The sequence below is a fragment of the Ruegeria halocynthiae genome, from assembly GCF_900106805.1.
Classification (GTDB): domain Bacteria; phylum Pseudomonadota; class Alphaproteobacteria; order Rhodobacterales; family Rhodobacteraceae; genus Ruegeria; species Ruegeria halocynthiae.
Map to the genome: position 1 here is coordinate 1 of NZ_FNNP01000016.1, position 24516 is coordinate 24516.

The following is a 24516-nucleotide window of genomic DNA, read 5'->3' on the forward strand; positions in this document are numbered from 1 at the left end:
GCGCAAACAGGCCGGACACACGTCTGCTTCTGACCAGTGCGAAATTACTTTCAAAAATGTCTTGCTATGCAGGAGCTATCCACACAGGCCGTTCGCTGCGAGCGCAAAATCGAGCCGACAACCAACTGGGAGTCTGCGGACAAACCTGCCATCTGACAGTGTGTTGTGAATGCACGCTCTCCCAGATCAGAGCTGCAATCCTACAGAATGCTATTATCTAGTTAGGATTCTTGTACAACCGACAAGTCAGTTCAAATGCCCGCACTGCCCGTTCGTGGATTTCTTCCTCGGTCAAGGGCAACATAACACCCAGAGCCTGGCGCATTTGAACCTCGCCAAACAACAAGCTGATATAGCTGTTCGCTGCGTCCTCGGCATCCAGATCCAGTCCAAAAGTGCCCCTCTTTGCGAGGTCATCCATAAGCGAGCATATCAGCGCAAACACCTCGTTGCGACCAACACTATCAATCGCCTCTGCCAGTACGCTGGTCTCGGTCGCGTCGGTGATGGCTGCGCGGTTCATGGTGATTGCTTTGCTATCGGTGGTGAAACGCAACAAATGAATGCCCAAAGATTTGAGTACTTGAAGCGGATCCTCGTGTTCATTTAATGCGTGTTTCAAGAACCCCCGCACCGCGCGCCCGTTTAGATCAATGATGTCTTTGAACAGGGCCTGTTTGTTGCCGTACCACGCATAAAGCGTCTGATTTGACGCCGACGCGCGCTTTGCAATCTGTAGCATGCTGGTTTTGCGATATCCCTTTACGGCCAGCAATTCCAGCGCAGCTGACTCGATTTGCCTGCGTCGCTGGGCCTGTTTTTTGTCACTCATATCACTGCCTTCAGTTTTATCTTGACCTCAATCGTACGTGTATGTACGGCTTACGTCAACAAGTGTACATATATGTACCATTCGAACAATATTTGCATACCTCACGTGGATTACATCTAATGAACCGGAGATGGATGATGAACATTTTACGCTATGTCGGATACAGTGCAGGGCTGCTTCTTACCTTGCTAGCAAGCTATATCTGGTATCAATCCGGCAGAACCGAAAGTGACATTCTGGCCTTCCGCGAACGGGTGATAGCTATCGCGTCAGATACCCCGGCGCCTCAGATTAACACTTTGCAGGTTGCAAGGCTTCCTGCCCCTGTACAGCGCTATTTCGATTATACCTTCCGTGGCCCAGTCGACCCCTACAGCGTTGTGAGCCTAGAGGCCGAAGGTGATTTCCGCCGCCCATTGATGGAGCACTTTGAACCCACGACCGCTGAGCAGGTAATTGCCATTGGAACCCCCGCATTGATGTTTTCAGCGACGACCCCGATCTTTCCCGGCGTTTGGGCACGCCCCTATGACTTTTTCGCCGAAGGTGAAATGGAAATGAAGGCCAAGATCATGTCTACAATAACCGTGGTCGATGAACAGGGTTCGGATGAGTTGAACCGAATTTCCCTGCGCCGCTGGCTGCTGGAAAGCCCACTCTACCCACAGGCCTTGTTGCCCGGTGGCCCCGTCGTCTGGGAGGCAGTCGACGACATGACTGCGCGCGCTGTTATTCGCGCTGACGGTTTAACCGCAGACATGCTATTTCACTTCAACTCGGAGGGGCAGATCACGTTTTTGTCGACGGAACAGGATGGAGACCTGAATACGCCGTATCATGGTTCTGGCGAGCATGTCACCCGCGCAGATTATCGCCAGATTGACAATATGATGATCCCACACAGCTTCACAATATCCCGCGCTGCTAAGGGTGAGGTCTATCCATTTTTTGATGCCAAGATCACCAGCATCGTATTTGAGTAGGACACAAACACAACGCCTCAGAATTACAGCCAAGTCCTTTTACAAGGTGACGGTTCCATGCACGAAATTCAGAAACTGAATTTCATTCCCAGCCCATTTCAGACATTCGAGCAAAGCAGAATTTGGGGTGGCCGCTTCCTCCGAGTTGACCTCCATACATTGCGCGACATCGGACCGCTACGGCCCTTCGCAAACCAGCGGGAAGACACCGATTTCTGGTATCGTGAGCGTGCCCACTGTGACGGATTCGTCACCTTCGACGGCTGTTATCAATCGAACCGAGGCAACGATCCGGCTGTATTCGGGATCGGCGAAGTCGATTACAGTGCGCATATCGACATCTGCCCCCTGCGCCACGATGATTGGTATCGCACCATCAACTTCTGTTAGGCTCCAGTGTTTGCCGCCTGCGTGAATGGTCGCACTCACGACTGCGAGACCAGGAACCGTTCCCAATCCGACACCAACAACTGCGCCTGATCCATCAGGGTCTTCGCAATACAACTCAACAGTTGCGAATGCCGAGGTTGCCGAGAGGAACGCTAAAAACGCTAGTGCAGTAGTCCTGTTCATGAACAATTCCCTTCGTTCGCAATCAGGTCAAAATATATCCTGGGTTCAAAGTTCTCAACATGCGTGTCTCAATGCGGATCAAAGAAACGAAAACACCGGCATCCGTACACCACTACGTTGCCTCAAATCACTGGCATCGCACGGCTGGAACTTGACTGGTTCCGGTAAGAATCTGCGCATAGGAGCGGACATTCAACTTCAGCGCAGCCAACGAGACATAAATGCCCCAGGCTGCGACTTGGCCGGCCCGAAGGAGACATTCATGGATCGGGGAACTCGTCCAGGCAGTTCCCCAGGTCTCTCAAAATCGTTATTCTCAAGCTGCGGAGGGGCTCGTTACGCTCAGCTGCAAACTTGAAAGGCCTCCCTATGAAATTTTTGCTGACTCCACTGACCGTCGCGCTATTGCTTTGCATTCCTGCACAAGCAGAGATCGTTCGGTTTCAAGCGTCTGACGGTGTTGTCGTTACCGCTGATTTCAAGACGCCTGATGCCAATGCGAAAACAGTCATCGATCTCTATCACATGGCGGGTGCCAGCCGAGGCGAGTACCTGAATATCGCCGAAAGATTGAATGGCCTTGGCTACGCCACGCTTGCAGTGGATCAACGCTCGGGTGGTCAATTTAATGGCGTGCAGAATGAAACGGTTGCGACGGCCGGGGGCGGCATAGAATTCGTTGACGCAATCCCAGATTTGGTCGTCGCCTCAGAATGGGCACGGGAAACCGCAGGCGCGCAAAAGGTTGGCGTTCTGGGGTCATCTTACTCCGCAGGGCTGGTACTGGTGTTGGCGGCAAAAGACCGTAACTTTGCCGATGCAGTCATGTCGTTTTCACCGGGTGAATATTACGGGTCTGGTGATTACGTCGCGCGCGAGGTTGGCAAGATCGCAGTGCCGGTCTTTTTGACCGCTGCCCGCAATGAAACTGGGCTATGGACACCACTACAAGCGATGATCACAAGCCCTGTTATCGGATTTATCCCAAATGGGTCCGGGCGTCATGGTTCATCTGCATTGGACAGTGGTGACAGCGCAGAATACTGGGCAGCCCTCGAAGGGTTTTTGGCACAGCACCTATCACCCTGATGCCTACGGCCCAAACCTGCTGTTGACCACCACACTCGGTCGCTGCGCTGCGACCCGTCAAACCATTCGTTCGCCGTAAGCGCGAAAGCTACCCCACGAACGAGACTTATACCTTGAACGCAATGGAGTTGTACGACTGAAAATTCGTGGCCGCGCAGCCCGGGCCGATACAGGCCCGGGCTACCCGCGACGCGTCCTAGCTGGCCAGGCCGCAGGAGGAGGAGTCGCTGTTATTGATGGTATCTGTCTCCGTCACACCATCGGCCGGATTGGCATTAACGGTGATCTTGAAGGGAATCTGCTCGCCACCCTTGACCTCGTCCGGGAACACGAGCGACAGGGTGGTTTCACCGCCGTTTGGAGCCAGCGCTGGCGTTGGCAGATCGACCACCACGCCGCTCTGAAAGAAATCGACCCGCGTGGTCGAAGGTCCAGCGGCCCCTGCGCCGATGTTGCGCACAATGATCCTCAACTTGCGCGGTTCCTCACAATACCAAGCCGGGAAAGGTGGCGGGCCGGGCCGGAAGGGCTGCACCGGGATCAGATCTGGCTTCTCTTCCGTTTCCGGAGGCGGTGGAGGAGGAGGCGGGGGCGGCATCTGTTTGATCAGCCGAGGCACGACCGGTTCGACATCGATGGTTTCCACTTCGCCTTCACCATGCGCTGCAGTATAGACAGCGACCACGTCCAGCGGCATTTCACTGTCAATAAAGACGAACCCCTTCAGGAAACAGCACTCGGCCACCCGCAGATGTCGCGCCACGTCCTCGCAATCTATCTCCATCGATTCCCAAGGTCCGAGTTTGTTTTTCGTCCTGGCAGAGACATTGCCCGGTTTCTCGTTTGGCAAGGCAGAGGACACCCGTTTGCGGAAACGCACCGGTTCTCCGCTGCCGTTGCCGATGTTGATTGCCGTGTGATAACGGCCCTGGGACAAAATGCGGCCCTTGGAACAGCCGCAGACGAACTTGACTGCATAACGATAGGTCATCTTCGGTTCTTCCTCCTCGCAGCAAGGGGTGTCATCTTCGGCGCGGTTTACCTCCATTCGGCGAAGGGCGACGTTGTTGTCACCAAGCGCCAACCGCGCTACGGGCAGACTGCTTGCAATCGTCTCGACATTGCTGCGGTCGTCCGGCGTGTCCACGCTGGCAAGGATATGTTCCTCGCACAGGTCCATGGGGCACCATGGAATCGGGCCGACGATCACTTCGTCACCGCAATGCACTGGCTGGCCGATGGGTTCTCCCACTACCAGCGGGTTCCAGTCATCCGGCCACGTGGCGCCCTTGTCCTCCGTTGCGTGGGCCAGTGACAACGTGACTGCTTCGGCTGGATAATCGCCTCGATTGCCGATCCTGACATAGAGGTAATTCTCGACGCAGCAGCGCGGTGTTTCGTGGCTGGCGCCTCCATCTGGGCGGTGCCGGTTCCAGATACCAGGGGCGTCGTCGTCTTGCTGGTGCCAAGGGTATTCACCCAGCCGTCCGTCATCAATGAAGACGTCCACATCAGGTGGAGTTCCGTTGTAAAGCGCCTGCTTCTCGAAGCCCCAACGCACCACCTTGTGTGCCCAACCTCCGGCTGCACCGTCGAAATTGGCAGTGTTGCGATCAGATTCCTGTAAGGCACTGGAAAACCCTGTTACCGTGTTGGGCACGATCCCCGCCAAAAGCGGAACTGCCTGCAGGATTAGGTATACTGTGTACCGGCTGGCGTGGATCCTTTCGTCCAGATCCAGAGAATCGCCGCCCAGCGATCGGTAGATCCGGCCCAGCGTGGTGGCGTTGATCTCGGTGGACAGATACCCGCCTACGTCCATCGTGCCGCCCCAGCCCCAGCCCGAAGCGACTGACCGGTCCCATCGCCGCGTGATCAGGTTGCTGAAAGGAAAGGTACGGAAACGGTCCGGCGCGATGCCCTCTGGATCGTAGAGTATTGCTGCCAGCGCGTCGCCGAAACCATGGCAAAAGCCGAAGTTGGGTGAACTGAGATGATCCCACAGCACCGCGTGCCCAAACTCATGTGCCGATACTCGTGAATCAGTGGCCATGCCCACTGTGGACCCATTGGCGGCAAGTGCGTAGCGGAATCGCAGCACGCCGTTACCCAGGCCATTGCCGGGTGCCTGGGCATTCACCGGCCCTGCAATGGGGTTGAACCAGCGGTGATCCACATCCACTGGAAAAGTTACCCCGTCGAAATAGCTGGGCAGATCAAAGCCCAACGACTGGACGAAACGATACAGGAAATCATGGTTGTAATAAGCACAGACGCCCGCGAAATCGTCGGTGTCGGCGGCATAGTCAAAGACCGATGCGGCACCATTATTTTCGGTCGGCGGGGCGATGTTCGGCGTATCGAGGTCACGCACTGCCACAAGTTCGCCGTTTAGCTCCACTGGCGCGCCGCCGCCCGGCAGGATCAACCGTTCCAGCGTTACCAGTTCGCGTTGGGCGTTCAAAAGAGCGACCGGCGCCGTTGGATCAAGCTGAGAATCCCCCGAAAGCGATATCGGGTCGTCGGTGAAGACATAGCCCGAGACACAACCTACCAGCGGTCGGATGTATAGCACCGCGCCGGTCCGCCAGTCGACCAGCGCCCGCCAGTTCAGTTCGCCATAGTCGGGAAGTTTGCAGCCGAAATGGACAAGGCTAGCGAAACGCCAGTCGCCGTCCTTGATGTCTTTTGGCATCCGACCGATGTCTGGTAATGGGGTCAACTCGGCGCCTTCGACTTCGCCCGGTTCTTTGTGTGGCAGGCGATGTTTAGCGTCGTAGCGATAGACGAAATCACGGATGTCGTTGACCTTGAATTTCGTGAACTTCGCGCCTTTCGCGGCTTCGCGCAGGACCGTGCCAGCTTGCTTTTCACGGCCTGCCGGCGGGGTAGAGACCTTGCCGGGGTCGATGTCGGAAACGATGCTCGAAGACGATCCGGTGACTATATTGTCGTCGCCAGCCATACGCAGTGTCAGACCGCGCTCCCAGACGGGAATACCGTGAAGGGTTTGACGGAAGGTGAAGATCAGAAAGGATTGGACCGCCTTGGCTTCTTCCAGCCGAAGCTTGCTGCCCTCCTCGCGATCGAACTTGCCCGCAACAGGCTCACCCAGCCGATCAAGAAGATTGGGCGAAATCCGGTAGTGGCCTGCGACTTCGGCCGCATAAGCCTGCGCCACATCCAGTGCGCTGCTTCCCTTTGCGCGCCCCGCAAGGGGGTCGCCACGATGCTGAAGTCCGATGATTGCGCCGTCTGGCGCGCGTTCAAATACAGTTTCCGGCATGTCTGCCTCCGTTCAATAGCATCCTGAAACGCTGGCCCAGAGGCCCCGGATCGCCCGGCCGAACGGCTGAAAAAGTATTTGTTGCGAAATAGTATAACGATGCGCGATGGCCGGAGAAACCCATCGGCTATCCTGCCAACAAGGCAATGGTAGCATTAACTGCCGATTCCCGCAAAATCCGCTGCCTGATTCCGTGGGCGCTGTCACCCGTGAGCTGCTGTCGCCTCCCGCTCGTGCATTTCGGACAACGCATGTCTGCGAGGACAGGATGGCAAATAGTAGTATTCCACAACTTTCGGCGAAAGTGCCGATGTTGAGATAAAGGACACCATGCTGCTTTTAAAGCGGGCCATCAGATGAGGCGGTTCGGAATATCCTCGAAGAAGGCATTCGCATTGATGGATCCGAACGACCCAATGCCGCCGTTCGCGCCTTCCAAAATTTAGTCTAACCACCTCCCCAAAGCAGACATTCGTGCGATGTGCAGCAATTTGGAGCAGATGACGATGGGAAATCTGGACAAAACAATCGTACAGAAACTCTAATCAATTGGGTGAACCCTAGCCCCTAGGCGTTTTGTCCTGTTCAACGTGAATCCCAAGACAGGTATGGTGACAACATGGACAATAAGATCGCCCGCAACCTTTCACTTAAGCAATTCCGCGCTTTTGTCAGCGTCGCCAATTGCGGGTCCTTTAGCGGCGCAGCACAGGAACTTGCAATTTCACAACCTGCCCTTTCACTGAGCATTCAGCAGTTTGAAGAGATCGTTGGGGTCCCGTTGCTTTCCAGGACAACCCGATCCGTTTCTTTGACACCTCTGGGGCAAGAGTTTCTCCCGAGAGCGGAAAAGATACTGGCGGATGTGGAAAGCGCCATCCTTTCAACCCGCACAAGCGCGGAAAAGCAGAAAAACCGTGTCACTGTCGCGGTACTGCCGTCTATCGCCATTCGGATCTTGCCGCAAGCCATACGCAGCTATTCTGCGCTGGCGCCCAACGTGAAAATCCACATGCAGGACGATAACGGGCGCGGCGTCGAAGCACAGGTTCTGAACGGGGACGCGGATTTCGGGATTTCCAACAGTTGGTCTGACAATACCGAGCTCAACTACCAGCCATTCTTGCGGGATCAGATGGGGCTGATCTGCCGAGGCGATCACAAACTGGCGCGACGCAAAAGCCCTTTGACCTGGTCCGACTTGACGGACTTGTCCTTTGTCGGCATGGCGCCAGATACCGGAACCAGCCGCTTGACCAAGGGTGTTGAGGGCTTGCCAACTTGTGTTCTATCGCCCGATTTCACCGTGCTCACGATTGCGGCATTGGTCGGTATCATCGAAGGCGGCGAAGCGGTTTCTGCCCTGCCCGCATTGGCCGCCCCGGATTATCTAAATCCATCGCTGGTTTACCGGAGCCTTTCTGAGCCGGAGCTGTATCGGGAACTGCAGTTGATCATCCCGAAAAATCGCCCGCTTTCCTCTGCCGCCGATAAATTCACAGAATTTCTGCTGGGCCAATATCATGAAATTTCTTCAATGTTTCCAAACCATACGGTGAAATCAGCTACGTCTTTATCTTGATATATTTGTTTTTCCAATAAGCCGTTCGATTCTTCAAATTTTACTTTGCCCTCCCTCTGCGTGAAGCAGTTGGTGAACGCGCCATTAGCCAAGGAGGGCACAACATGCTCACAGCTATATCGGATAGAATGCGGCCCGAAGCCGAAGTCATGGACCTTGCCAGGCTTGGGTCATTGCATTCCTCGACCCTCAGCTTCATGCGCACGCTTGTTCGACGGATCATGAAGGAAGAGTGGACCATCGAACGGTCGCGATTCGACCTCGACACTGACGGGTATGGCACCGCAATCTACAGGATTGAAACGCCGAATGATATTTTCAGCTTTGTGCTGTTTTCCAATCCGCTATCGAACGAAGAACGCAATGACCGGGTGATCGCAACGAGCTGGGATCTGACCATGGCGCTGTGTGAAGGCGAAGTGGATAAACTCTGGCTGGAAGATCTGCGCCGAAATGTGCCCAAACAGGAAGCCGGGCGGGTTGATGCACGGGTTTTCAGCCTATCGCGTGCCAACCGCAGTTCGCGGCTCTTCAACTACGTGCTGGAAGAACTCAGCGCCGGTCGTCAGCCGGATGCCGATCGGATTGCCCAGGTCGGGTACCTCTATCGCACCACGGCAGTCTATGGCAGCGGCAAGCTGGGCATGGCGGACTGGAACAAGGTGCGCAGCAAATTTACCGATTTCAACCGCCCCTTCGCGCCGGAAATGTTCATTTGCTACATGTTGCGGCAATTCAGCCTGGATCAGGTCGACCATATTGCCAAAGCGGGCGCTCCCAAAACCGCCGTGACGCTTGATGATCGTCTGAAACGTTTTTTTGGGATCGGTAACTCTACGGGTCTGGGCATGGCCCCTTATTTGGTGAACCACGGTGAGTTGTTCAGTCAATGGGTAGAAATGCGGGAGACCGCACTTGCTCAGGTTCTGCACAAGGCCGCGCCGACCGAATGGCGCATCAACCTGTTTCATGAGCTCATCCAAAAAGCCAAACAGCACTTCGCCGAAAGCGTCACAAGTGACGCCGAGCAGATTGAGCGCAATCGTGTACTGATTGAGGAACTCGACGAGGTGGACACACGGCTTTCGGATCTGGGCGACACGCTAGAGACCTGGTCGGTCCTGTCGGATCATGCCCATGACGTCTGGAGCTTTGAGACGCAGGAATTGATCCATGCCATCTGTCTGGAAATTCATCCCGAGTTGGTGAACGATCTGGAAGATAGTTTTGCCGTCATTCCCAACACGGTAGTCGACTCGGCAATGACCACAGATGAGTTGCGACAAGTAATCGAAACTCGCTACGATTGGGCTCTGGAGATCGATTTTTCCGACCCGAGCAACTCAGACGCCTTCTGGTATCGCTCTGAGGAAAAGCTGGAACCGCGGCTAGGCTTCGCCGGGGCGGATCCGGGGATCGAAAAGCAAATGCCATTGCCGATCGGGCGGCGTGTTCGCGAGTGTTATGATCTGCTGGTCGAGGATCTCGCGGAGCAACCGAACAGCGATGTGGTTCATTTCTTGCTGCGCCGTCCTGCAATGAAGAGCATCGTCCGGCGCATTCAGACGATGTCACGACACAAATACGCGGAGATTCGGGCCAACCTGGCGGATCGCAACGTGCGTCCGATGGACCTGTTGCGCTGCAAGCTCGCATTCTTCGGCGTGGGCAAATTCGATCCGCGTTCCAAGCTCTGGGTACGAAACACCATGTATCAGGGCGCGCCTCTGATCGATGATATCGGCCAGACATATGAAAGCTGGTTCCTGCCACTGAAACCCGAGATGAAGGAGGCCCGGGCATGAGAGTATCCCGTAACGAAATGATCGCGGCCCTGTCGCGCGCCTATGAGGGCGCGGGTCACCATATCGGCGACTATGAAGACGCAGCACAGCTGGTCACCTGGTCTCATATGTGCGGCTTGGGTGGCTTCGACCGCATAGCCCTGCCACCCGTCGGCCCAAAGGGCGGCGCGACACCGCGCTTGGTTTTTGAGAACGATGATATCGCTGTCATCGACGCAGGTGGGGCGGATGTTTGCGAACATGGCTCACTGGCCGCGCATCTGGCTTTTTCCAAGGCACAAAAAGCAGGCTTTGCCATCGTCGAGCTGTCCAGTTGCCGGTACCCCGACCTGATCCTGCGCAGCCTGTCGCTGGTGGCTCAACAAGGCATCTTCATATCCGCCTACTGGACGGATCAGACCGGATCACACGGTGCTAGTTTTGAAAGCGGGGCGATCTTTCCGCATTACTGGCGCGTGGAAAAGACCGACGTGGCCAAGGAATGTTCAACCGTCACCATCATGTGCACCACCCAGCCTGCCCTGCTGGCGGATGCGGTGACCCGTCAGGCGGAACAACCAGGGATGAAGCGGCTTGAGGTTTCGGCGGCGCAGCTTGCGGTCAACTACAACGACGCGCTGGAACTGGGCATCGCAGTGCCGGCGGACCACTGGGATGCGCTAAACGCTGCCGCCTGGCCCATACTTGTTCCTTCCGACCAACACTCGCGCGCGGGTGCAGGCCCGAGCTGAAGCGTTCTGGGAGTCGCCTTGGGGTCCGACTGAAAGTTCCGTTGCAAAGTTTGCGGTTGTTCGGAATCATGCTTTTGTGCCGATGGGTTAGGCGGCCAGTTCTGCAAACTGTAGAAATGGACAGAGACCGGGCGTGAATTGACCTTTGCGGATCATGTGCACGACTTCGATACCAGAAAGAGTTGCAGATGCAGATTCAAAGGACTTGAAGCCAAGCATCGGGCGGGTTCGTCTCTTGATGAACCTGTGATCTTGTTCCACGATGTTATTTAGGTATTTCTGCCTCACCATCTCGATCGGGAGTGGGCAACCAAAACCTTTGAGCATCTTGTTTACGTCCTTGATACCAGCTGTGTTGGCTCCGCTTTTGTCGATGACGATTTTTCGCGGTAGACCATTGATCTCCAACATACGGGCGAAGAATTTTGTCGCGGCCGGTTTGTTTCGACGTTGTGAAAGCATGAAATCGAGAGTTTTGCCATGTTTGTCGACGGCTCGATAGAGGTAAACCCATGATCCCTTTACCTTGACATAAGTCTCATCCATTCGCCAAGAGCGGTCGCATGGGCCTTTGCGGCGGCGTGCTATGTCAGCAATTGCGCATGAGTATCGTGTAACCCAGCGGTTCAGCGTGGTGTGATCGACGGAAACACCTCGCTCTGCCATGATCTCTTCCAGATCGCGATAGGAAACGCCGTATCGAACATAGAAGAACACTGCGAATAGGATCACATCCTTCGGATACTGTGCACCCTTGAAGGAAATCATGAACTGGCTTTCGACTTGATACGACCGACAGTTATTCACTCGCTAACTCCGAAAGCGTCAATGGCCGAAAGTTTGCAACAGAACCCTCTCAAGAACCGCATCTTATTGGAAAACTACTATCTGCCCGGTGACCTTCAGCAGCAGATCGAAGCTTTCGTCGATCACTACAATCACCGGCGCTACCACAAAAGCTAACAAACCTCACGCCCGCTGATGTCTACTTCGGACACGGGCAGACCATTCTAAAACAACGAGAAAGGATCAAACGAAAGACCATCGAAACCCGGCGCTTGCTTCACCGCAAATCCGCCGCATAATCAAACCAACCAGATGCGCCAGATTCTCTCTTAGCTCACGCGGCCATCTGTCCCAGAATCCCTGACGACGGACATGACGTCTTATTCCAGCCACCTTGCGTTGTACGCCATCGGATTGGACCTGTATCCGATTCTATCTTTGTCAACTGATCAAGATGGCTCGCAAATGGCTTTATCATCCTCACTCAATATTACATGGGGCGAAAACCAAACTGTTGGTGCACGAGGATCGTTTGCTTCCCCCAAATACACCACGGTGTCTGTCCTGCCTGCACAGGCTATTTTGATGCGCTGTCGTGCGGTTTTGGGATCAGAAACGACCGCAGATTTCAACCCGGTCCGCATCGCCCAACGCCGCATTTCTGCATTGGAGATACAGCCAGGGGTACGCGCGCCATAGGCGCATCTTCCCTGACTTGGTTCGCGCAGGTGAATCGCCATGTGATCTGAGGCCAGGTCATCTTTTTTAGCAGTTGAAGTTGCATCGGACGGAACAAACAATGGCATCCCAGCTCGTACGGAATAAGGCGAGCGAACCAGAGTTGCATCGAACGTGCAAAGCTCTTCGCTGTCCAAACAAGCACCAGCTGCAGCTTCGATTTGACCACGCGCAATTAACGCCATGTCCTGAAACTGTTCCACCATTTCAAGTGGCAAATCATTATCGTCCGAAAGTGGCATGAACGACATACTGCACTCGATTTGAGCCCTATCAAGATCACCCGCGACCACAGGCGGCTTTGCGTCTCCCGCCAGGTTAACGACCGAACACGTCTTGACCGGCACTTTGTAATCCTCGGGCGTTTCGAGAATGGCTTTTAGATCATTATAAATTGTAGCGTAGGCGCCCCATAATGCCGAGATTTCATCCAGCTCGTCTTCCTCTGCCAAGAGGTTGCGCCCTCGCGGGAAATTTTCGAGCACCTGATACGGCACAATACGCACTTCAAAGGTCTTTCCTGCACGTGCTGCTGCTTCGGCCAAGCGCTTGATCCGCGCAATCGCCTGATCGACGTTTTCAGGCAGCTCGGATGGGTCAAACTCGATCGGATTTTTCCCTGCATCCGATGGCTGTGGATTTGATGGTTCATCTTCTTCTTTAACAGGAACCGCCGCCGCTTCGGATTGAGGATGAGACGCTATGACCGCTGGCACAAGATTGCCTTTGTCATCGCGCACCAGAAAGGACCCGCCCTGTTGATAGTAGGTCATCGAGCGTTCAAATCGATCGCTGCTGGTTGCTGTCGTGCCCTTTGCAGCTGCTGAAACCTTCACGCCCCAGCCACTGCCTTTGACGGAACTACGCACCTTTTCACGATCCGACTTAGAGGAAGTTTTAGTTGACGCCACCATGTAGGCACGTGCACCTGTCATCCGGGCCGCCACATATCCTTCGCCACAAACTTCTTGAAAGGCCTCAAGGTCCTGTTTCGCCAAACGCTCAGCTGCAGGTGTCAGGCGAACAGCAGCAAGCCCACCATCTTTGTGCGCTACTGGCCCCGCGATGCGGGCGGCATTCAAGACTTCCGCACTGACCAGATAGGTCACAGACGAGGATGATATATTCGTTTTCTTTGCAAATGACGCCTTGCCACTGCCTGATGCCGAGACTGATTTGACCGACACCGACGCGGATATATTCATCTCCTTATTCAGTGCGTAGCTGTCGCGTATTTCAGAGATCTTGATTGTCGATTCCTGGGCGTCATCCGGTGCCGTCTCTTCAAATTCCACACACACGGTGGGGATGGCCTCAGCCCGAGGTTGGCTCCAGCCCCAGCCTAACTTAACGAGATCTGGCGCCTCGACGACAAAGCTATTGGCTATTGCCTCGGTCGAGCGTGGTGGTTTTGGCGGTTTGGGCCTTGACGCCGAAACAACATCTTCTTCAGTTACTTCCCACATGTTGGCCTTGGCTTCCACCAACGCCTCCTCACTGAGAGGCGGCTCTTCTGCATTGGCATCAAGATAGATCACAAAGCTTGCAAGGACGACAAAGCCAATTCCCGCTACTACAAAAAGAGGATGCACTTGCCAGCTAGGTTGTGGAGCGTCTTCGGTCATAATAGGCTCATTCAATTAACTATTACGACTCCACACCATCCGGCGCGCGTTTGTCTACTGTTTTCAAATCGTGCACAATCCTACCTTCAGAAGCGTGTGATAAATACCGCCACCGATTTAGTGAAGGTACTTGTAGAAAACCTGATCGTCTTGTGGATTTACCTCAAATCCGCACAGCGCATATCGGTTTCGTGGGGGGCGAGAACCCAATTTTGGGGTCAAGATCCTCGGTAGACGTTAGGCCAATTCCCTCGGCAAGCTATCCGCCAGGCGAAGCGGATGGGTGGCGGCATAGCCCTGAAACAAAACCTAATGGCTATTTTCATCGGTTTTGATTGTCTATCCTCACAAACCCGCTCGCGATGCTCGCATCAGCATCGAGAGCCGTCATTCGTCACCCCAAGATTTGCCTACCCCGATCATCAAACGACAGGGTGACCTCGGGTGCAGTGCGGCATCACCTGTGACCACACAAGTTGCCGTACTGAATCGGCCCAAACCGGACCTTGAGAATTGTTTTGATCGCTGCAGTGCGGCTTCCTCAAACTGGCCATTCGCTGCACGTGCAAAAAAGTTTCAGTCGAACTCACGAACTGCGGGACAGCGCGCCAATTTGCTGCGGCTGCGCCAATGTCCGGTGTTGGTTTGATACGCAGTCGTTTACTGTAGCGTACATGTCAGGATTCACTCGTTCCCCCGATCCGTCACTGCAGTTGAGGCAACAATACCTCGAGTCTCTCGAAGAACCGCAGGAATTTTTCTTAGAAGAGCTGGTTGGTTTGGGACAGTTTTGGACGCATGACGATGGATCATATGCCGTCACACATGGAAAGACCTTGGTCGAGTTCTTCAGTCCTAATCCTAAGAACTCAACGAGCCTGCTGCTTCATCTCCACGACCAAGACGGTTACTCGACGGCGCTGGTCAAGTCTTACGACCTTGACTTGGTGCGGTCTTGTAAGGAGCTTGGGTGGATTGCCTCTGTGGGAGGATTTCTTTTCAGAAAACGCGAAACACGCACTCGCACAGCATTTCATAACGTTGAGATGAGCGCTGCCACACCAGTCGACGTGGACCCGCTTTGGGAAGTCAATGATGATTTCTTTGCAAGACAAGCCGAAATCACCAGTCTCGCAGAAACCGGCAAGCTTTGGACAGTTAGAGTAGACGGAGAGATTACTGGTTGTGGCGTGTCAAACCGCTTTATTGAAGATAGCGACGCTGTCGATGTCGGCATGATGGTCGCTCCAAGCTTACGGCGCAGAGGGCTGGGAACCCACATTGTTAGCGAAATTGCCAACAGAGTTGAGAGCGCGGGTTTACGCCCGATCTGCGGATGTGGGGCAAGCAACACTGCGTCGAAAGCCACCCTTGAGAAAGCTGGTTTCGTATCCGAGCATCAATTGCTGTCATTCACTGTGTGAAGCCCTGCGCATACTAAACTGACCTCCGCACAGTCCGCAGCATCGGCTTTTCGGAGTCGAAGCGGTCACTCGACCTCAAGGCTCCTATAATTCATTGATGTTACAAACTCTTTATGGTGCAGTCTGAACATGAAAACCAGCCAGCCCAAACCTTCAGGCGCAATAGCACTGCGACATGCGCAAACCGCTGATGTACCGGCTATCGTGCATATGCTCTGGGATGACGAGCAGGGTCGTCAACGTGAAACTATCTCGCAAGATCAGGCAAACACCTACCTTTCTGCCTTTGAACAGATCGAACGCGACCCGAATAGCCAAGTGCTTGTCGCAACACTCGAAGATACAGTGATTGGTTCTTTGCAGCTCACCGTAATTCCGGGATTGTCATACCAAGGTGTAAAGCGTGCATTGGTAGAAGACCTGCGCGTCGCCCAATCCAATAGAGGCCAGGGGGTGGGAAGACAACTTCTTGCCTATGCTGAGGCTATGGCAACGGACCTCGGGTGCGACCTCCTCGAACTCTTCGTGCACGGCAGCCGGGATGGCGCACATCGGTTTTACGAAAGAGCGGGATACACCGGAGCACATCGCGGCTTCAGGAAAAACTTGCGCCCGGCCTAGGTGTCGGAAAGCTGGCATTCCATGCCGGTGTAGCATTGGGTAGATGGGCTCTTCGCGGTCGTCATCCGCACGCTGTCATTAAGTGCCGATGACGCGAAAAGAAGCTCAACTCGGCCCTTAGCGGACTCTCAGCACACTTTCCCAATGCTGCGGTCGCAGCCCGCATTGCCGCCATTCGCTGCGCGCGCAAGATCAGGAACTGCTCGAATTCACACAATACGGGCAAAGTGGGGATTTGCTCTGAGAGATAATGTTGACCTGATCAAAGATCACAGGTGCGTCGTGTGGCATTCAAATGTGGCCCATGTAACGCTTTGGCACGACCGCTCGCTGCATCCATTCTTCGCAAGCAATGAAGTCGTAGACCGGTAAGCCAGTGTGAGCATGAATGTCCGCTGCGAAAGGGGGTAGCGAAGTGCATTCAAGCATGATCGCACCAATTGTTGGGTTTCCGATGACCTACTAATCCACAACGACTGGGGTCCAGAATTCATGAGCGAGCCAACCTGGGAGAAGTTGTTGCCTCCGCGAGCCTTTTCTCACAAGAACTTCGCGCGTTCTGGATATACTGTAAATTCCACATCGATTGCATTGGCGCTCGCCCGCTCGGGACATGGTATTGCCTTGGTTCCCCGTCGCTTGGCGCTTCCCGACCTAAAGAGCAAGGCTCTGATTGAGCCTGTAAGTGAAATGCTCAAGATGGAGAAAAGTTATGTCTGTCTTTCACCAAAAGCTTCGAGCAAAAGGCGGTTGGTGAAAATGTTTGTGGAGCATTTGAAGCAATGAGGTAGAGTTTAATTTGTTCTTCATTGGGCTCACAACGGACTTCAGAGTCAGCGCAGAATTGCCCCCTACCCCACAATTGACGGATCACACGAGCGGCCCAAAGAAGACAATCATCGCCGTCTCCAAAGCTGTGGTGCGGCCTCCCCAAACCGACCATTCACCGTAGTTGCAAAAAAGAGGGTACGCGAACATACAGATTGCGCAACCAAACCCGTCGTTGAAGGCAATCACCTCAAGGTCTGCAACTGCTGAGAACTTTTACCCAGAGGTCTGTCTCATACCCACCTGATGATAAGACGCAATCACTTCGATGATGGCCCGTATGGCCAGCGGCTTATGCTTTGTTGGGGGCGTCATCGCATAAATACCGCCTGCGCGGAGCGACCATTCAGGCAGCAAGCGGACCAGTCGGCCCGCGGCGATATCGTCATAGACAAGAAAATCCGGCAATACCGAAAAACACGCTCCAGCGGCGATGGCTCTGCTTATCGCGGGCGATGCATTGAGTTTGAAAGACGAAGTGACGGTAATGTCTTGAACCTCGCTACCTTTCGAAAACTGCCACGTGGTCGCATTTTTGAGGGCGGCGTTGGTGACGAAAGATTGCCCAGTCAGGTGATTTGGCTCAGTGACACTTTGGGCCAGTCCGGGTGACGCAACCACCCATTCCTCGAACGTCCCGACTTTGCGCATTTGATTTGATGAGTCGCTCGGCCATCCGACACGGAAGCCAAGATCAAAATGGTGTTCAACCGGGTCAAGTCGATCATCGCTGAGGTGAAGATCAATCGTGACGCCTGCGTTACCCTGAACAAATTTCGCCAAAAGCGGGGCGAGATGCAGTGTGCCGTAATCCACTGGCGCTGTTATTCGAAAATGTCCTTCGGGGATCGCTTTACCAGACTGGACCTCCGCATAGGCTTCTTCGGCTTGGTTTAGCGCTGCCTTGGCTTGTTCATAAAACCGAAGTCCCGCATCTGTTGGGTGCATGTGGCGCGTGTTGCGATGCAAAAGGGCCGTGCCCAGCTCTTCTTCCAGGGTCAGAATTTGCTTGCTGACAACGGCTTTGCTTATGTTCAATGCTTTTGCTGCGCCGGTGATCGTACCCGCATCCACCACGGCGACAAAATAGCTGATCCTGTTGAAGTTCACATTCTTCAAACGTCACCTTTTAGCTGACAGTCATTCCACAAACTGTCTCTTTAGGTGACGTTATGTGGTCACTAGGTTCTCTGCAACAATTGAAGGTTTTAGCGCAAGGCGAGCTGACGGTGCGGTTCCATGCTGAAACATCCAAAATCATCAATCTGTCGGATTTCTACAAAACGCTGACAGACGTCCCCCATCTGGCTGCTTAGGAGGCAACTCATGAAATATCTAATGGTGGCATCAGCAATGTTATTCGCCGTGAGCGTTCCCGCTTTTGCCGGCGAGAATGAAAACAAGGCGGCGGCACTTCGCGCCCTGACTGAGATGTTCGATGCTCAGAATGTTGAATTGATCGATGAACTTTTTCACCCAGACTACATTCAGCATTCACCGTCCATAGCCGATGAGCGTGAAGGTATCCGGGCAAGCGTGATCTCGATGAAAGAAAACGGCATGAAACCACAGCGGGAAATTGCGCGTGTTCTGGCGCAGGGTGATCTTGTCGGCGTTCAGGCACGAGTGAGTATTGGTAATGAGACCGCCATCGTTGGAGACATCTTCCGTTTTGAGAACGGCCAGATCATCGAACACTGGGACACGACCCAAACCGAAGTTCCCCAATCCGAAACCGCCAACGGTAATTCGATGATCGACGGCGGCGGAGATGTGGACAAATACGTCTCAAACATGGATCTTGCGCGCAATACGGTGAACGCGATTGAGTTCTTTGACCGTGGGATCGCCGGGGACATCGAAACTCTGAAACGACTCTTCGGTGCGGAGTACGTTCAGCATAACCCGAGAGTCCCTAACGGAACCGAACCCATCTTTGGCTTTTTCAAGGATAGTGACGGCACACTTGGCAATGTCACCGTACATCAGACAATCTCTGACGGTGATCTGACCATGGCGCTGGTGGAATATGCCGATTGGGGCAATGCGGTGATCGAGATTGTGCGCCACGATGACGAAGGCAAGATCGTGGAGCATTGGGATATCGTACAAGAGATTCCGGCCGCCGAGGACTTCGCCCACGGGAACGGTATGTTCTGAAGAGACAGGAGGCGGCATACTGATTGCCATCATCCGAGAGGAGCCAGATATGAAAGCCAGTAAATCCACGCGTCGCAACCTTTTGACCGGATTGGCCACTCTTGCCGGAGAGGTCTTCTTTCGGCGTCGGGCTGACGCAGCAGGAATGACGCCCCGCGCCACCGAAGGGCCATTCTATCCGACGCCTTCCATGCGGATGCCAGATGTAGACAACGATCTGGTCAAGGTCATGGGGCTCGTGGAAGAAGCCGGCGGCGAAGTGATCACGCTGAGGGGTCGCATAACCGACAGAAAAGGTACCCCTCGGTCAGGACACAGGATCGAAATCTGGCAGTGCGATCTCAATGGAAAATACCTCCATCCAGGAGACGGCCGCAATGTGGTCTATGACAAGGGCTTTCAGGGTTTCGGTCATGACATCACTGACGAGGGCGGTCGCTATAGTTTCCGCACGATCAAACCTGGCAAATATCCGGGCCGTACACCCCATATCCACGTCAAAGTCCTTGATGGCGATACCGAACTGCTCACAACGCAATTCTATGTGGCTGGTGAGCCCGAAAACAAACGCGACAGCCTTTTCCGCCGCCTTTCAGACGAACAAGCTGAAAGCGTTTCGATGGTTTTTGTTGAAACGACCTCAGGAACCGAGACTGAAGTCGACGTACAAGTTTGAATTTGCAAGTTGATGTAGCCGACAATCCGCTCCACGCGGCATTCGCCACACAAGCTCGAAGTCGACTTACTGCGATGCGGTAGCACCCTTGCAGGCCGAAGGTTAATAACTTCATTTGCCGGCCCAGAGCAGACATTGAGCACGGTCTCAAAATGCTTCGGTGTGGCCCGTCGAAGCGGCCGTTCGTCGCATTATAGCAAGTATTCCCGGAAAGTTTGAAACCAGGCCGCGAAAGCCACTTAAGACCGACAAAGTTCCAGACCATTCGAAACTGTTCAGAAACAAAAGCGCAGCCGTCCTAGTCAGGGATTTCCACTGTTCCGACTATGTGAGTTCGCCTCAGAGGCAACGCTTGGTATGCTGAGGCGATGTCTGTTGTCGCGATGCCGCTGCCGGTCATCCCTTCGTAGCGCCCCGTCCCGGTGATGATTTCCCAAGTGTTTGCCGCGCCTTTCTCACCAGCCTTCCATCGCATGGTAAAAGTATCATCACCTTCACCGAATACGCATATTCCATTGATCGAGTTGGTGCCGTCTTCGAATCCAAATCCCGAACCCAAACATCTGGCGGGCCCGCCATCCACTGGACCCTCAATTACTTCAAAGCCGCCCGTATTATCCGTCAGGTGAAAAATGTGATCACCAAGATCAAAGTTCTCTTGGTTCAGAGGGTAGACATTGTTGATCTCGATGCGTTGCTCGTCAGCACTGGCGGGAACACCAAGTATCGCCAAAAGCTGGATGATCCGTAGGGTTCTCATTTGGTTCTCCAAAAAATGTCACTCATCTTAGGGGCCGTCGAAGCATTTACAATCAGCAAAACGCTGATGACCGTCCACTTATGGTGTGCAGGGAAAGCGCCAATGCAATGTCGAGATAGGTTCTCTGTCCGAGTTCGCCGCTTGCGGAGCGAACGTCACCAGCCAAAGCGTGGATGTCTGGTGATTGGCAGGCGCACTGAGAAATCAGGAATTGGCCTTTGCTCTGAAATGCCTGTCTTACCCGGTCCAAAGCTGGGTGCGCTGCGGGGCATTGGGCGGCTCTTGAGACCACAGCGGCCAGATTAAATTCAACTATGCAATGCAGTAACTCGAAGACATGAGCAATTGAACTCACGCGACATAAATACGCGTATGTGACTCTTCAGAGAACCGAGATCACAAAAGCAACTCCGACCAGTGCCGTAAGTGCCGCTGCGATCCGCCAAGGCGTTCTTACGCCAGTAGCTTTCTCGACTTCGCGAGGAAAAAAAGCGGAAAAACTGCCAGCGACAAAAGCGCCGACGAGGATTGCCAGTTTTGCCCATAGCAGGTCGTTGGAAACGCCGAATAGCGCAAGCATGGCCAGAACAATCCCAAGTGACAAAAAGCCACCGCCCATCACTTTGTAAAGCGCACCAAGTATTCGCAGGGTTGCTTCGCTGAGTTCATCGTTTTTGGTGATTTCAGCATGATAGTCCAAAGGAGGTTCCGCGCGGACATATTTTAGTCCCATTGCCAATACGCCTAAGGACGCTACGAGGTTAAGAATGACGCTGAGAAAAAGCATTTTATTCGACCTCGTTATTGCTTCCGGTGCGGGAATTGGCACGAGTGCTTTTTATACAAATGGTCTACCCCCCGCGAGTACAAAGATAAGATCTGCCTTTACGGTCATTCGCTGCGTTTGCGTACGCAAGTGCCGGACGAGTAATCTCAACGAGCGCGGAACTGCCGTTCAACAATCCTGACCGTTAAGTTTCGGATGGCCTATTGTTTCATCTGCCGTTATGCAGGATCAGGGAGGCAACCGTGGAGCGACAGCTGGCAGCAATTCTGGTCGCAGATATGGTTGGCTATACTCGTCGTATGGAGCGAGACGAATCTGGCACGCTTGCTGCGTTATCTGCTCACCTAGACGGAACAGTTGCTCCTCTGATCAATCGTCACCGTGGACGGATTGTGAAACTCATGGGCGATGGTCTTTTGGCAAGTTTCAACAGTGCTGCGGACGCGGTTTCTTGCGCCGTCGAATGGCAGCAGGCGCGCTCGGACGAGCCAGATCCGCTGCGTTTCCGCATAGGCATCAATCTCGGTGACATTATCATGCAGGAGGATGATGTCTTTGGCTCTGGCGTCAACCTAGCCTCTCGTTTAGAGCAGCTTGCCCCGCCAGGAGGTGTGCTCGTCTCGGATGCTGTCTATCGCGTGGTTGGCAACCGCATTTCGGTCGTGTGGGAGGATGCGGGCACACATACCATCAAGAACCTCGCCGAGCCTGTAAAGGCTTGGCGCATTGGAGGAGCGGAGCAAGCACAGCCTGACGCGAAGAAAGCGGCTACACCCCACAAAGCCACCATCGCAGTTCTACCCTTACACAATATGAGTGACGATCCCGAGCAGGCATTCTTCAGCGACGGCATTGCAGAAGACATTATCACCGGGTTGTCTCGATTTCGCACACTTCAGGTTATTTCCAGAAATGCATCTTTCCGTTTTAGAGCACAGGAAACCGATCCGGCAGAGATCGCCGCTGAATTGGGTGCCGATTATCTCGTAACAGGCAGCGTTCGAAAGACCGGCAGTCGGGTAAGGATTTCTATACAGCTCGCTGACGCTGTTACCGGCTCGCAACTATGGTCGGAACGATACGATCGCGAGTTGGAAGACATTCTGTCCGTTCAGGACGAAGTGGCCCGCAACATCGTTGCGGTGCTTCCGGGACGTGTTCAACACAACGTTGTCGACCGATCGGCGCAGAAGCCAGCAGATGAGATGAAGGCCTATGAGCTGATGCTACGAAGCAAAGCTCTTCGAGATGGCCTGAATGCAAGGGACACGGCCAAAGCACGAGCTTTGCTGGAACGGGCTATTGCGCTCGATCCGTCCATCGCTCGGTCTTACATGTACCTCTCAGACACCTATGTTATCGATCTTTGGCTCGGATTGGCAGACTCTGAAGCTTCTGACCACATCCTGCAAATCGCCCGAAAGGGCGCCGCACTGGACAATCGGGACGTCTACATTCAAGATCAACTGGGTTTTGCTTATCTCTGCGCACGCCTCTGGGACGAAGCAAATGCGCAGTTCGAAAAGACGCTGTCGCAGATCGAAAACGAAGCGGAGTCCATGGCGTGGTGCGGCTATGGTTTTCTGTTGCTGGGGAGGCACGAGAAGGCGAGAGAGGTCGTATCGGAAGCGATGCGGTTGGACCCGTTGCATCCGTCGTCCATTGATTGGATCATGGGGCAGATAGAGTTTTTTTGCGGAAACTATGAGGCAGCACTCGGCTTCTTGATGGGAGAGGCGCGGCTCAACTCGTTGGCTGCGGCTTTCGTGGCAGCTTCTTACGCGCATCTTGGCCGGCAATCTGAGGCGGCGGCTGCCTTGCTGGAATTTATCGCGGAACGTCATGATGAATTTGGAAGCCGTGGCATCGAGGTGACCGAAGAAAGTCTTTCCACTCTTGCGCGCGGCTATGAATCCATGTGGCGGCAACTGGGCGATTTCGAAGTTCTGGCAACCGGTTTGCGCAAAGCTGGTTTGCCTGACTGACTCACTTTACCAAGGGTCCGTGTAGTGCAATATGCCAATCGACGTCGGCTTCAGAGATACCGGAATCTTGCCGTTCAACCTTGCTCATTCTCGTAGGATCGTTTCGCTTTGTCAGCAGGGAACGGAACGACTCCCTGATCTTTTCAAGGAAGGTGAGCGAATCTTCAGCGCTTGGGACTGTGGCTTTACGATGTGATACAAACTCACGAGGATCTGCATATTTCATGTATCTCTCCTGTTCTGGGTATACGCTTAAAATCAGAGCAAATCAGGAATCTCACAAGCGCCGTTTCTTGACATTCATTGTTCCAAAAAGTCACAATCGATCATGCCAAGAATTTTACCGCCCTTAAATCCGCTACGCGCCTTTGAGGCTGCTGGAAGGTTAGGTAGCTTTACCCGCGCAGCGGAGGAATTAAACGTATCGCACTCTGCAATTTCCCGTCACGTTCGCGGGTTGGAAAAGCAGCTAAACGTGCATCTCTTCCGGACGCAAAAATCCGGTGTTGCCCTCACCGAACAGGGGCAAATCTACTTGGGACAGATCACACCCGCACTTGATCAAATTGCCATCGCAACTGATGCTTTGACCTCTGCACCCAAAGGTGTCGTTACCATGACGACAGAGAGTGCCGTAGCACAAAAATGGCTGGTGCCGCGACTCCCGCGACTAAAAGCAGCGCATCCGGAGATTGACTTGCGACTTTCGATCACAGCGGAGGTCATGGATATTGAAGCGCACGATTTCGATCTGGGCTTAAGATTTCTCCGCACCCACCCAGACGAAGGATACGACCTGTTGTTCCCATCTCTGGTCAGAGCATTTGCCGCCCCAAGCTTTGCGCCCAATGCCAGCTCTAAGGTTGATTTAGAGGCTCTGGCATCCGGCCCATTGATTGAAGAGGCAACTTTCCGACTTTGGCCAGAATGGTTCTCAAAATCTGGTTTGAAAGAGGTTCCTACTCTTGATCTGCCTCATCCATTAGGAGCGCTGCTGTCAATCCAGTCAGCCGTGGCGGGCTTGGGGGCGGTTCTGATGGATCAGCACCTTTGTCAAACAGAGGTTGAGACGGGTGCGTTGGTGCGCCTCAACGACGTGGAAATTCGTTTTGGTGGATATTACCTCGCCACCAACCAACGCGCAGGAAGGCGGCGAGCCGTCCGCGTTGTGCGAAAGTGGCTGCAGCAGGAGACGCGATCCGGTCAAGGGGTCGCTACTGCATAGTTCCTCGCAGTTGGCAGTAT

General features: G+C 54.0%; 21 protein-coding genes and 2 pseudogenes. 14 read left to right on the forward strand and 9 right to left on the reverse strand.

The features are described 5' to 3' along the window. Positions 1–217: 217 nt before the first annotated feature. Positions 218–832, reverse strand: a complete 615-nt coding sequence (locus BLU89_RS20230; RefSeq protein ID WP_074739420.1) for a TetR/AcrR family transcriptional regulator — start codon at positions 830–832, stop codon at positions 218–220. 137 nt (positions 833–969) lie between these two features. Between BLU89_RS20230 and BLU89_RS20235 the strand changes: the two genes are divergently transcribed. Then, on the forward strand, positions 970–1815 hold the full coding sequence (locus BLU89_RS20235; RefSeq protein ID WP_074739422.1) for a DUF6920 family protein: 846 nt from the start codon (positions 970–972) through the stop codon (positions 1813–1815). Positions 1816–1992: 177 nt separating this feature from the next. On the opposite strand, the gene BLU89_RS20240 is transcribed toward BLU89_RS20235, so the two are convergent. Continuing rightward, complete coding sequence (locus BLU89_RS20240) at positions 1993–2388, reverse strand: hypothetical protein (protein WP_074739423.1); 396 nt, start codon at positions 2386–2388, stop codon at positions 1993–1995. Positions 2389–2757: 369 nt separating this feature from the next. Here BLU89_RS20240 and BLU89_RS20245 point away from each other — a divergent pair, with 369 nt between their 5' ends. Beyond that, a complete protein-coding gene (locus tag BLU89_RS20245; protein ID WP_074739424.1) occupies positions 2758–3477 on the forward strand; it encodes a dienelactone hydrolase family protein in 720 nt (239 codons plus the stop codon). 196 nt (positions 3478–3673) lie between these two features. On the opposite strand, the gene BLU89_RS20250 is transcribed toward BLU89_RS20245, so the two are convergent. Beyond that, positions 3674–6763: a hypothetical protein gene (locus BLU89_RS20250; RefSeq protein ID WP_074739425.1), complete on the reverse strand. Its 3090-nt coding sequence runs from the start codon at positions 6761–6763 to the stop codon at positions 3674–3676. 619 nt (positions 6764–7382) lie between these two features. Between BLU89_RS20250 and BLU89_RS20255 the strand changes: the two genes are divergently transcribed. From BLU89_RS20255 to BLU89_RS20265, 3 genes are all read left to right on the forward strand, one after another. Continuing rightward, positions 7383–8345 (forward strand): LysR family transcriptional regulator, encoded by a 963-nt coding sequence (locus tag BLU89_RS20255; RefSeq protein WP_074739426.1) that lies wholly within the window; start codon positions 7383–7385, stop codon positions 8343–8345. A 104-nt stretch (positions 8346–8449) separates the two neighbouring features. After that, a complete protein-coding gene (locus BLU89_RS20260) occupies positions 8450–10150 on the forward strand; it encodes a hypothetical protein (RefSeq protein WP_074739427.1) in 1701 nt (566 codons plus the stop codon). Then, a complete protein-coding gene (locus tag BLU89_RS20265; protein ID WP_083347833.1) occupies positions 10147–10881 on the forward strand; it encodes a DUF3726 domain-containing protein in 735 nt (244 codons plus the stop codon). Before BLU89_RS20260 ends, BLU89_RS20265 begins: the two co-directional genes overlap by 4 nt. Positions 10882–10968: 87 nt before the next feature. On the opposite strand, the gene BLU89_RS20270 is transcribed toward BLU89_RS20265, so the two are convergent. Further along, positions 10969–11649 (reverse strand): IS6 family transposase, encoded by a 681-nt coding sequence (locus BLU89_RS20270; protein ID WP_074739429.1) that lies wholly within the window; start codon positions 11647–11649, stop codon positions 10969–10971. Positions 11650–11736: 87 nt separating this feature from the next. On the opposite strand from BLU89_RS20270, the pseudogene BLU89_RS20275 reads away from it, so the two are divergent. Then, positions 11737–11966 (forward strand): annotated as a pseudogene (locus tag BLU89_RS20275) (integrase core domain-containing protein); the annotation flags it as partial. 150 nt (positions 11967–12116) lie between these two features. Here BLU89_RS20275 and BLU89_RS20280 read toward each other — a convergent pair. Then, on the reverse strand, positions 12117–14030 hold the full coding sequence (locus BLU89_RS20280) for a hypothetical protein (protein WP_074739438.1): 1914 nt from the start codon (positions 14028–14030) through the stop codon (positions 12117–12119). 518 nt (positions 14031–14548) lie between these two features. Here BLU89_RS20280 and BLU89_RS20285 point away from each other — a divergent pair. The 3 genes from BLU89_RS20285 (at position 14549) to BLU89_RS20295 (ending at position 16861) form a co-directional block, all read left to right on the forward strand. Then, the gene (locus BLU89_RS20285; RefSeq protein WP_143030642.1) at positions 14549–15454 is read left to right on the forward strand and encodes a GNAT family N-acetyltransferase; all 906 of its coding nucleotides are present in this window, start codon (positions 14549–14551) and stop codon (positions 15452–15454) included. A 129-nt stretch (positions 15455–15583) separates the two neighbouring features. After that, complete coding sequence (locus tag BLU89_RS20290; protein ID WP_074739442.1) at positions 15584–16075, forward strand: GNAT family N-acetyltransferase; 492 nt, start codon at positions 15584–15586, stop codon at positions 16073–16075. A 492-nt stretch (positions 16076–16567) separates the two neighbouring features. Then, entirely contained in the window at positions 16568–16861 is a 294-nt protein-coding gene (locus BLU89_RS20295; RefSeq protein ID WP_074739444.1) for a LysR substrate-binding domain-containing protein, read from the forward strand. Between the two features lie 258 nt (positions 16862–17119). On the opposite strand, the gene BLU89_RS20300 is transcribed toward BLU89_RS20295, so the two are convergent. Then, positions 17120–18013 carry a LysR family transcriptional regulator gene (locus BLU89_RS20300; RefSeq protein WP_245709812.1) on the reverse strand — a complete coding sequence of 298 codons (894 nt, stop codon included), beginning with the start codon at positions 18011–18013 and terminating at the stop codon, positions 17120–17122. A gap of 216 nt (positions 18014–18229) precedes the next feature. On the opposite strand from BLU89_RS20300, the gene BLU89_RS20305 reads away from it, so the two are divergent. Both BLU89_RS20305 and BLU89_RS20310 read left to right on the forward strand, forming a co-directional pair. Further along, positions 18230–19063, forward strand: coding sequence for a nuclear transport factor 2 family protein (locus BLU89_RS20305; RefSeq protein ID WP_074739448.1), 834 nt, complete (start codon positions 18230–18232; stop codon positions 19061–19063). Positions 19064–19112: 49 nt separating this feature from the next. Continuing rightward, entirely contained in the window at positions 19113–19739 is a 627-nt protein-coding gene (locus tag BLU89_RS20310; RefSeq protein WP_083347834.1) for a dioxygenase family protein, read from the forward strand. 298 nt (positions 19740–20037) lie between these two features. Here the strand turns inward: BLU89_RS20310 and BLU89_RS20315 are convergent, their stop codons facing one another. Both BLU89_RS20315 and BLU89_RS20320 read right to left on the reverse strand, forming a co-directional pair. Beyond that, positions 20038–20499: a hypothetical protein gene (locus BLU89_RS20315; protein WP_074739450.1), complete on the reverse strand. Its 462-nt coding sequence runs from the start codon at positions 20497–20499 to the stop codon at positions 20038–20040. Positions 20500–20881: 382 nt separating this feature from the next. Further along, positions 20882–21286, reverse strand: coding sequence for a hypothetical protein (locus BLU89_RS20320; protein WP_143030643.1), 405 nt, complete (start codon positions 21284–21286; stop codon positions 20882–20884). A gap of 242 nt (positions 21287–21528) precedes the next feature. On the opposite strand from BLU89_RS20320, the gene BLU89_RS20325 reads away from it, so the two are divergent. Beyond that, positions 21529–23271 carry an adenylate/guanylate cyclase domain-containing protein gene (locus tag BLU89_RS20325; protein WP_074739453.1) on the forward strand — a complete coding sequence of 581 codons (1743 nt, stop codon included), beginning with the start codon at positions 21529–21531 and terminating at the stop codon, positions 23269–23271. A gap of 1 nt (position 23272) precedes the next feature. Here the strand turns inward: BLU89_RS20325 and BLU89_RS20330 are convergent, their stop codons facing one another. Further along, positions 23273–23497: a hypothetical protein gene (locus tag BLU89_RS20330; protein ID WP_074739454.1), complete on the reverse strand. Its 225-nt coding sequence runs from the start codon at positions 23495–23497 to the stop codon at positions 23273–23275. A 102-nt stretch (positions 23498–23599) separates the two neighbouring features. On the opposite strand from BLU89_RS20330, the pseudogene BLU89_RS22035 reads away from it, so the two are divergent. Further along, positions 23600–23788 (forward strand): annotated as a pseudogene (locus BLU89_RS22035) (LysR family transcriptional regulator); the annotation flags it as partial. Between the two features lie 18 nt (positions 23789–23806). After that, positions 23807–24496, forward strand: a complete 690-nt coding sequence (locus BLU89_RS20335; protein ID WP_245709811.1) for a LysR substrate-binding domain-containing protein — start codon at positions 23807–23809, stop codon at positions 24494–24496. Positions 24497–24516: the final 20 nt, after the last annotated feature.

What these genes read in the sequence shown, in the direction of transcription:
- BLU89_RS20250 (WP_074739425.1), bottom strand. Translation starts at nt 6,763, where the DNA reads ATGCCGGAAACTGTATTTGAACGCGCGCCAGACGGCGCAATCATCGGA.
- BLU89_RS20295 (WP_074739444.1), top strand. Translation starts at nt 16,568, where the DNA reads ATGAGCGAGCCAACCTGGGAGAAGTTGTTGCCTCCGCGAGCCTTTTCT.
- BLU89_RS20255 (WP_074739426.1), top strand. Translation starts at nt 7,383, where the DNA reads ATGGACAATAAGATCGCCCGCAACCTTTCACTTAAGCAATTCCGCGCT.
- BLU89_RS20240 (WP_074739423.1), bottom strand. Translation starts at nt 2,388, where the DNA reads ATGAACAGGACTACTGCACTAGCGTTTTTAGCGTTCCTCTCGGCAACC.
- BLU89_RS20315 (WP_074739450.1), bottom strand. Translation starts at nt 20,499, where the DNA reads ATGAGAACCCTACGGATCATCCAGCTTTTGGCGATACTTGGTGTTCCC.
- BLU89_RS20290 (WP_074739442.1), top strand. Translation starts at nt 15,584, where the DNA reads ATGAAAACCAGCCAGCCCAAACCTTCAGGCGCAATAGCACTGCGACAT.
- BLU89_RS20310 (WP_083347834.1), top strand. Translation starts at nt 19,113, where the DNA reads ATGAAAGCCAGTAAATCCACGCGTCGCAACCTTTTGACCGGATTGGCC.
- BLU89_RS20270 (WP_074739429.1), bottom strand. Translation starts at nt 11,649, where the DNA reads ATGATTTCCTTCAAGGGTGCACAGTATCCGAAGGATGTGATCCTATTC.
- BLU89_RS20305 (WP_074739448.1), top strand. Translation starts at nt 18,230, where the DNA reads ATGAAATATCTAATGGTGGCATCAGCAATGTTATTCGCCGTGAGCGTT.
- BLU89_RS20245 (WP_074739424.1), top strand. Translation starts at nt 2,758, where the DNA reads ATGAAATTTTTGCTGACTCCACTGACCGTCGCGCTATTGCTTTGCATT.
- BLU89_RS20260 (WP_074739427.1), top strand. Translation starts at nt 8,450, where the DNA reads ATGCTCACAGCTATATCGGATAGAATGCGGCCCGAAGCCGAAGTCATG.
- BLU89_RS20235 (WP_074739422.1), top strand. Translation starts at nt 970, where the DNA reads ATGAACATTTTACGCTATGTCGGATACAGTGCAGGGCTGCTTCTTACC.
- BLU89_RS20280 (WP_074739438.1), bottom strand. Translation starts at nt 14,030, where the DNA reads ATGACCGAAGACGCTCCACAACCTAGCTGGCAAGTGCATCCTCTTTTT.
- BLU89_RS20230 (WP_074739420.1), bottom strand. Translation starts at nt 832, where the DNA reads ATGAGTGACAAAAAACAGGCCCAGCGACGCAGGCAAATCGAGTCAGCT.
- BLU89_RS20265 (WP_083347833.1), top strand. Translation starts at nt 10,147, where the DNA reads ATGAGAGTATCCCGTAACGAAATGATCGCGGCCCTGTCGCGCGCCTAT.
- BLU89_RS20320 (WP_143030643.1), bottom strand. Translation starts at nt 21,286, where the DNA reads ATGCTTTTTCTCAGCGTCATTCTTAACCTCGTAGCGTCCTTAGGCGTA.
- BLU89_RS20330 (WP_074739454.1), bottom strand. Translation starts at nt 23,497, where the DNA reads ATGAAATATGCAGATCCTCGTGAGTTTGTATCACATCGTAAAGCCACA.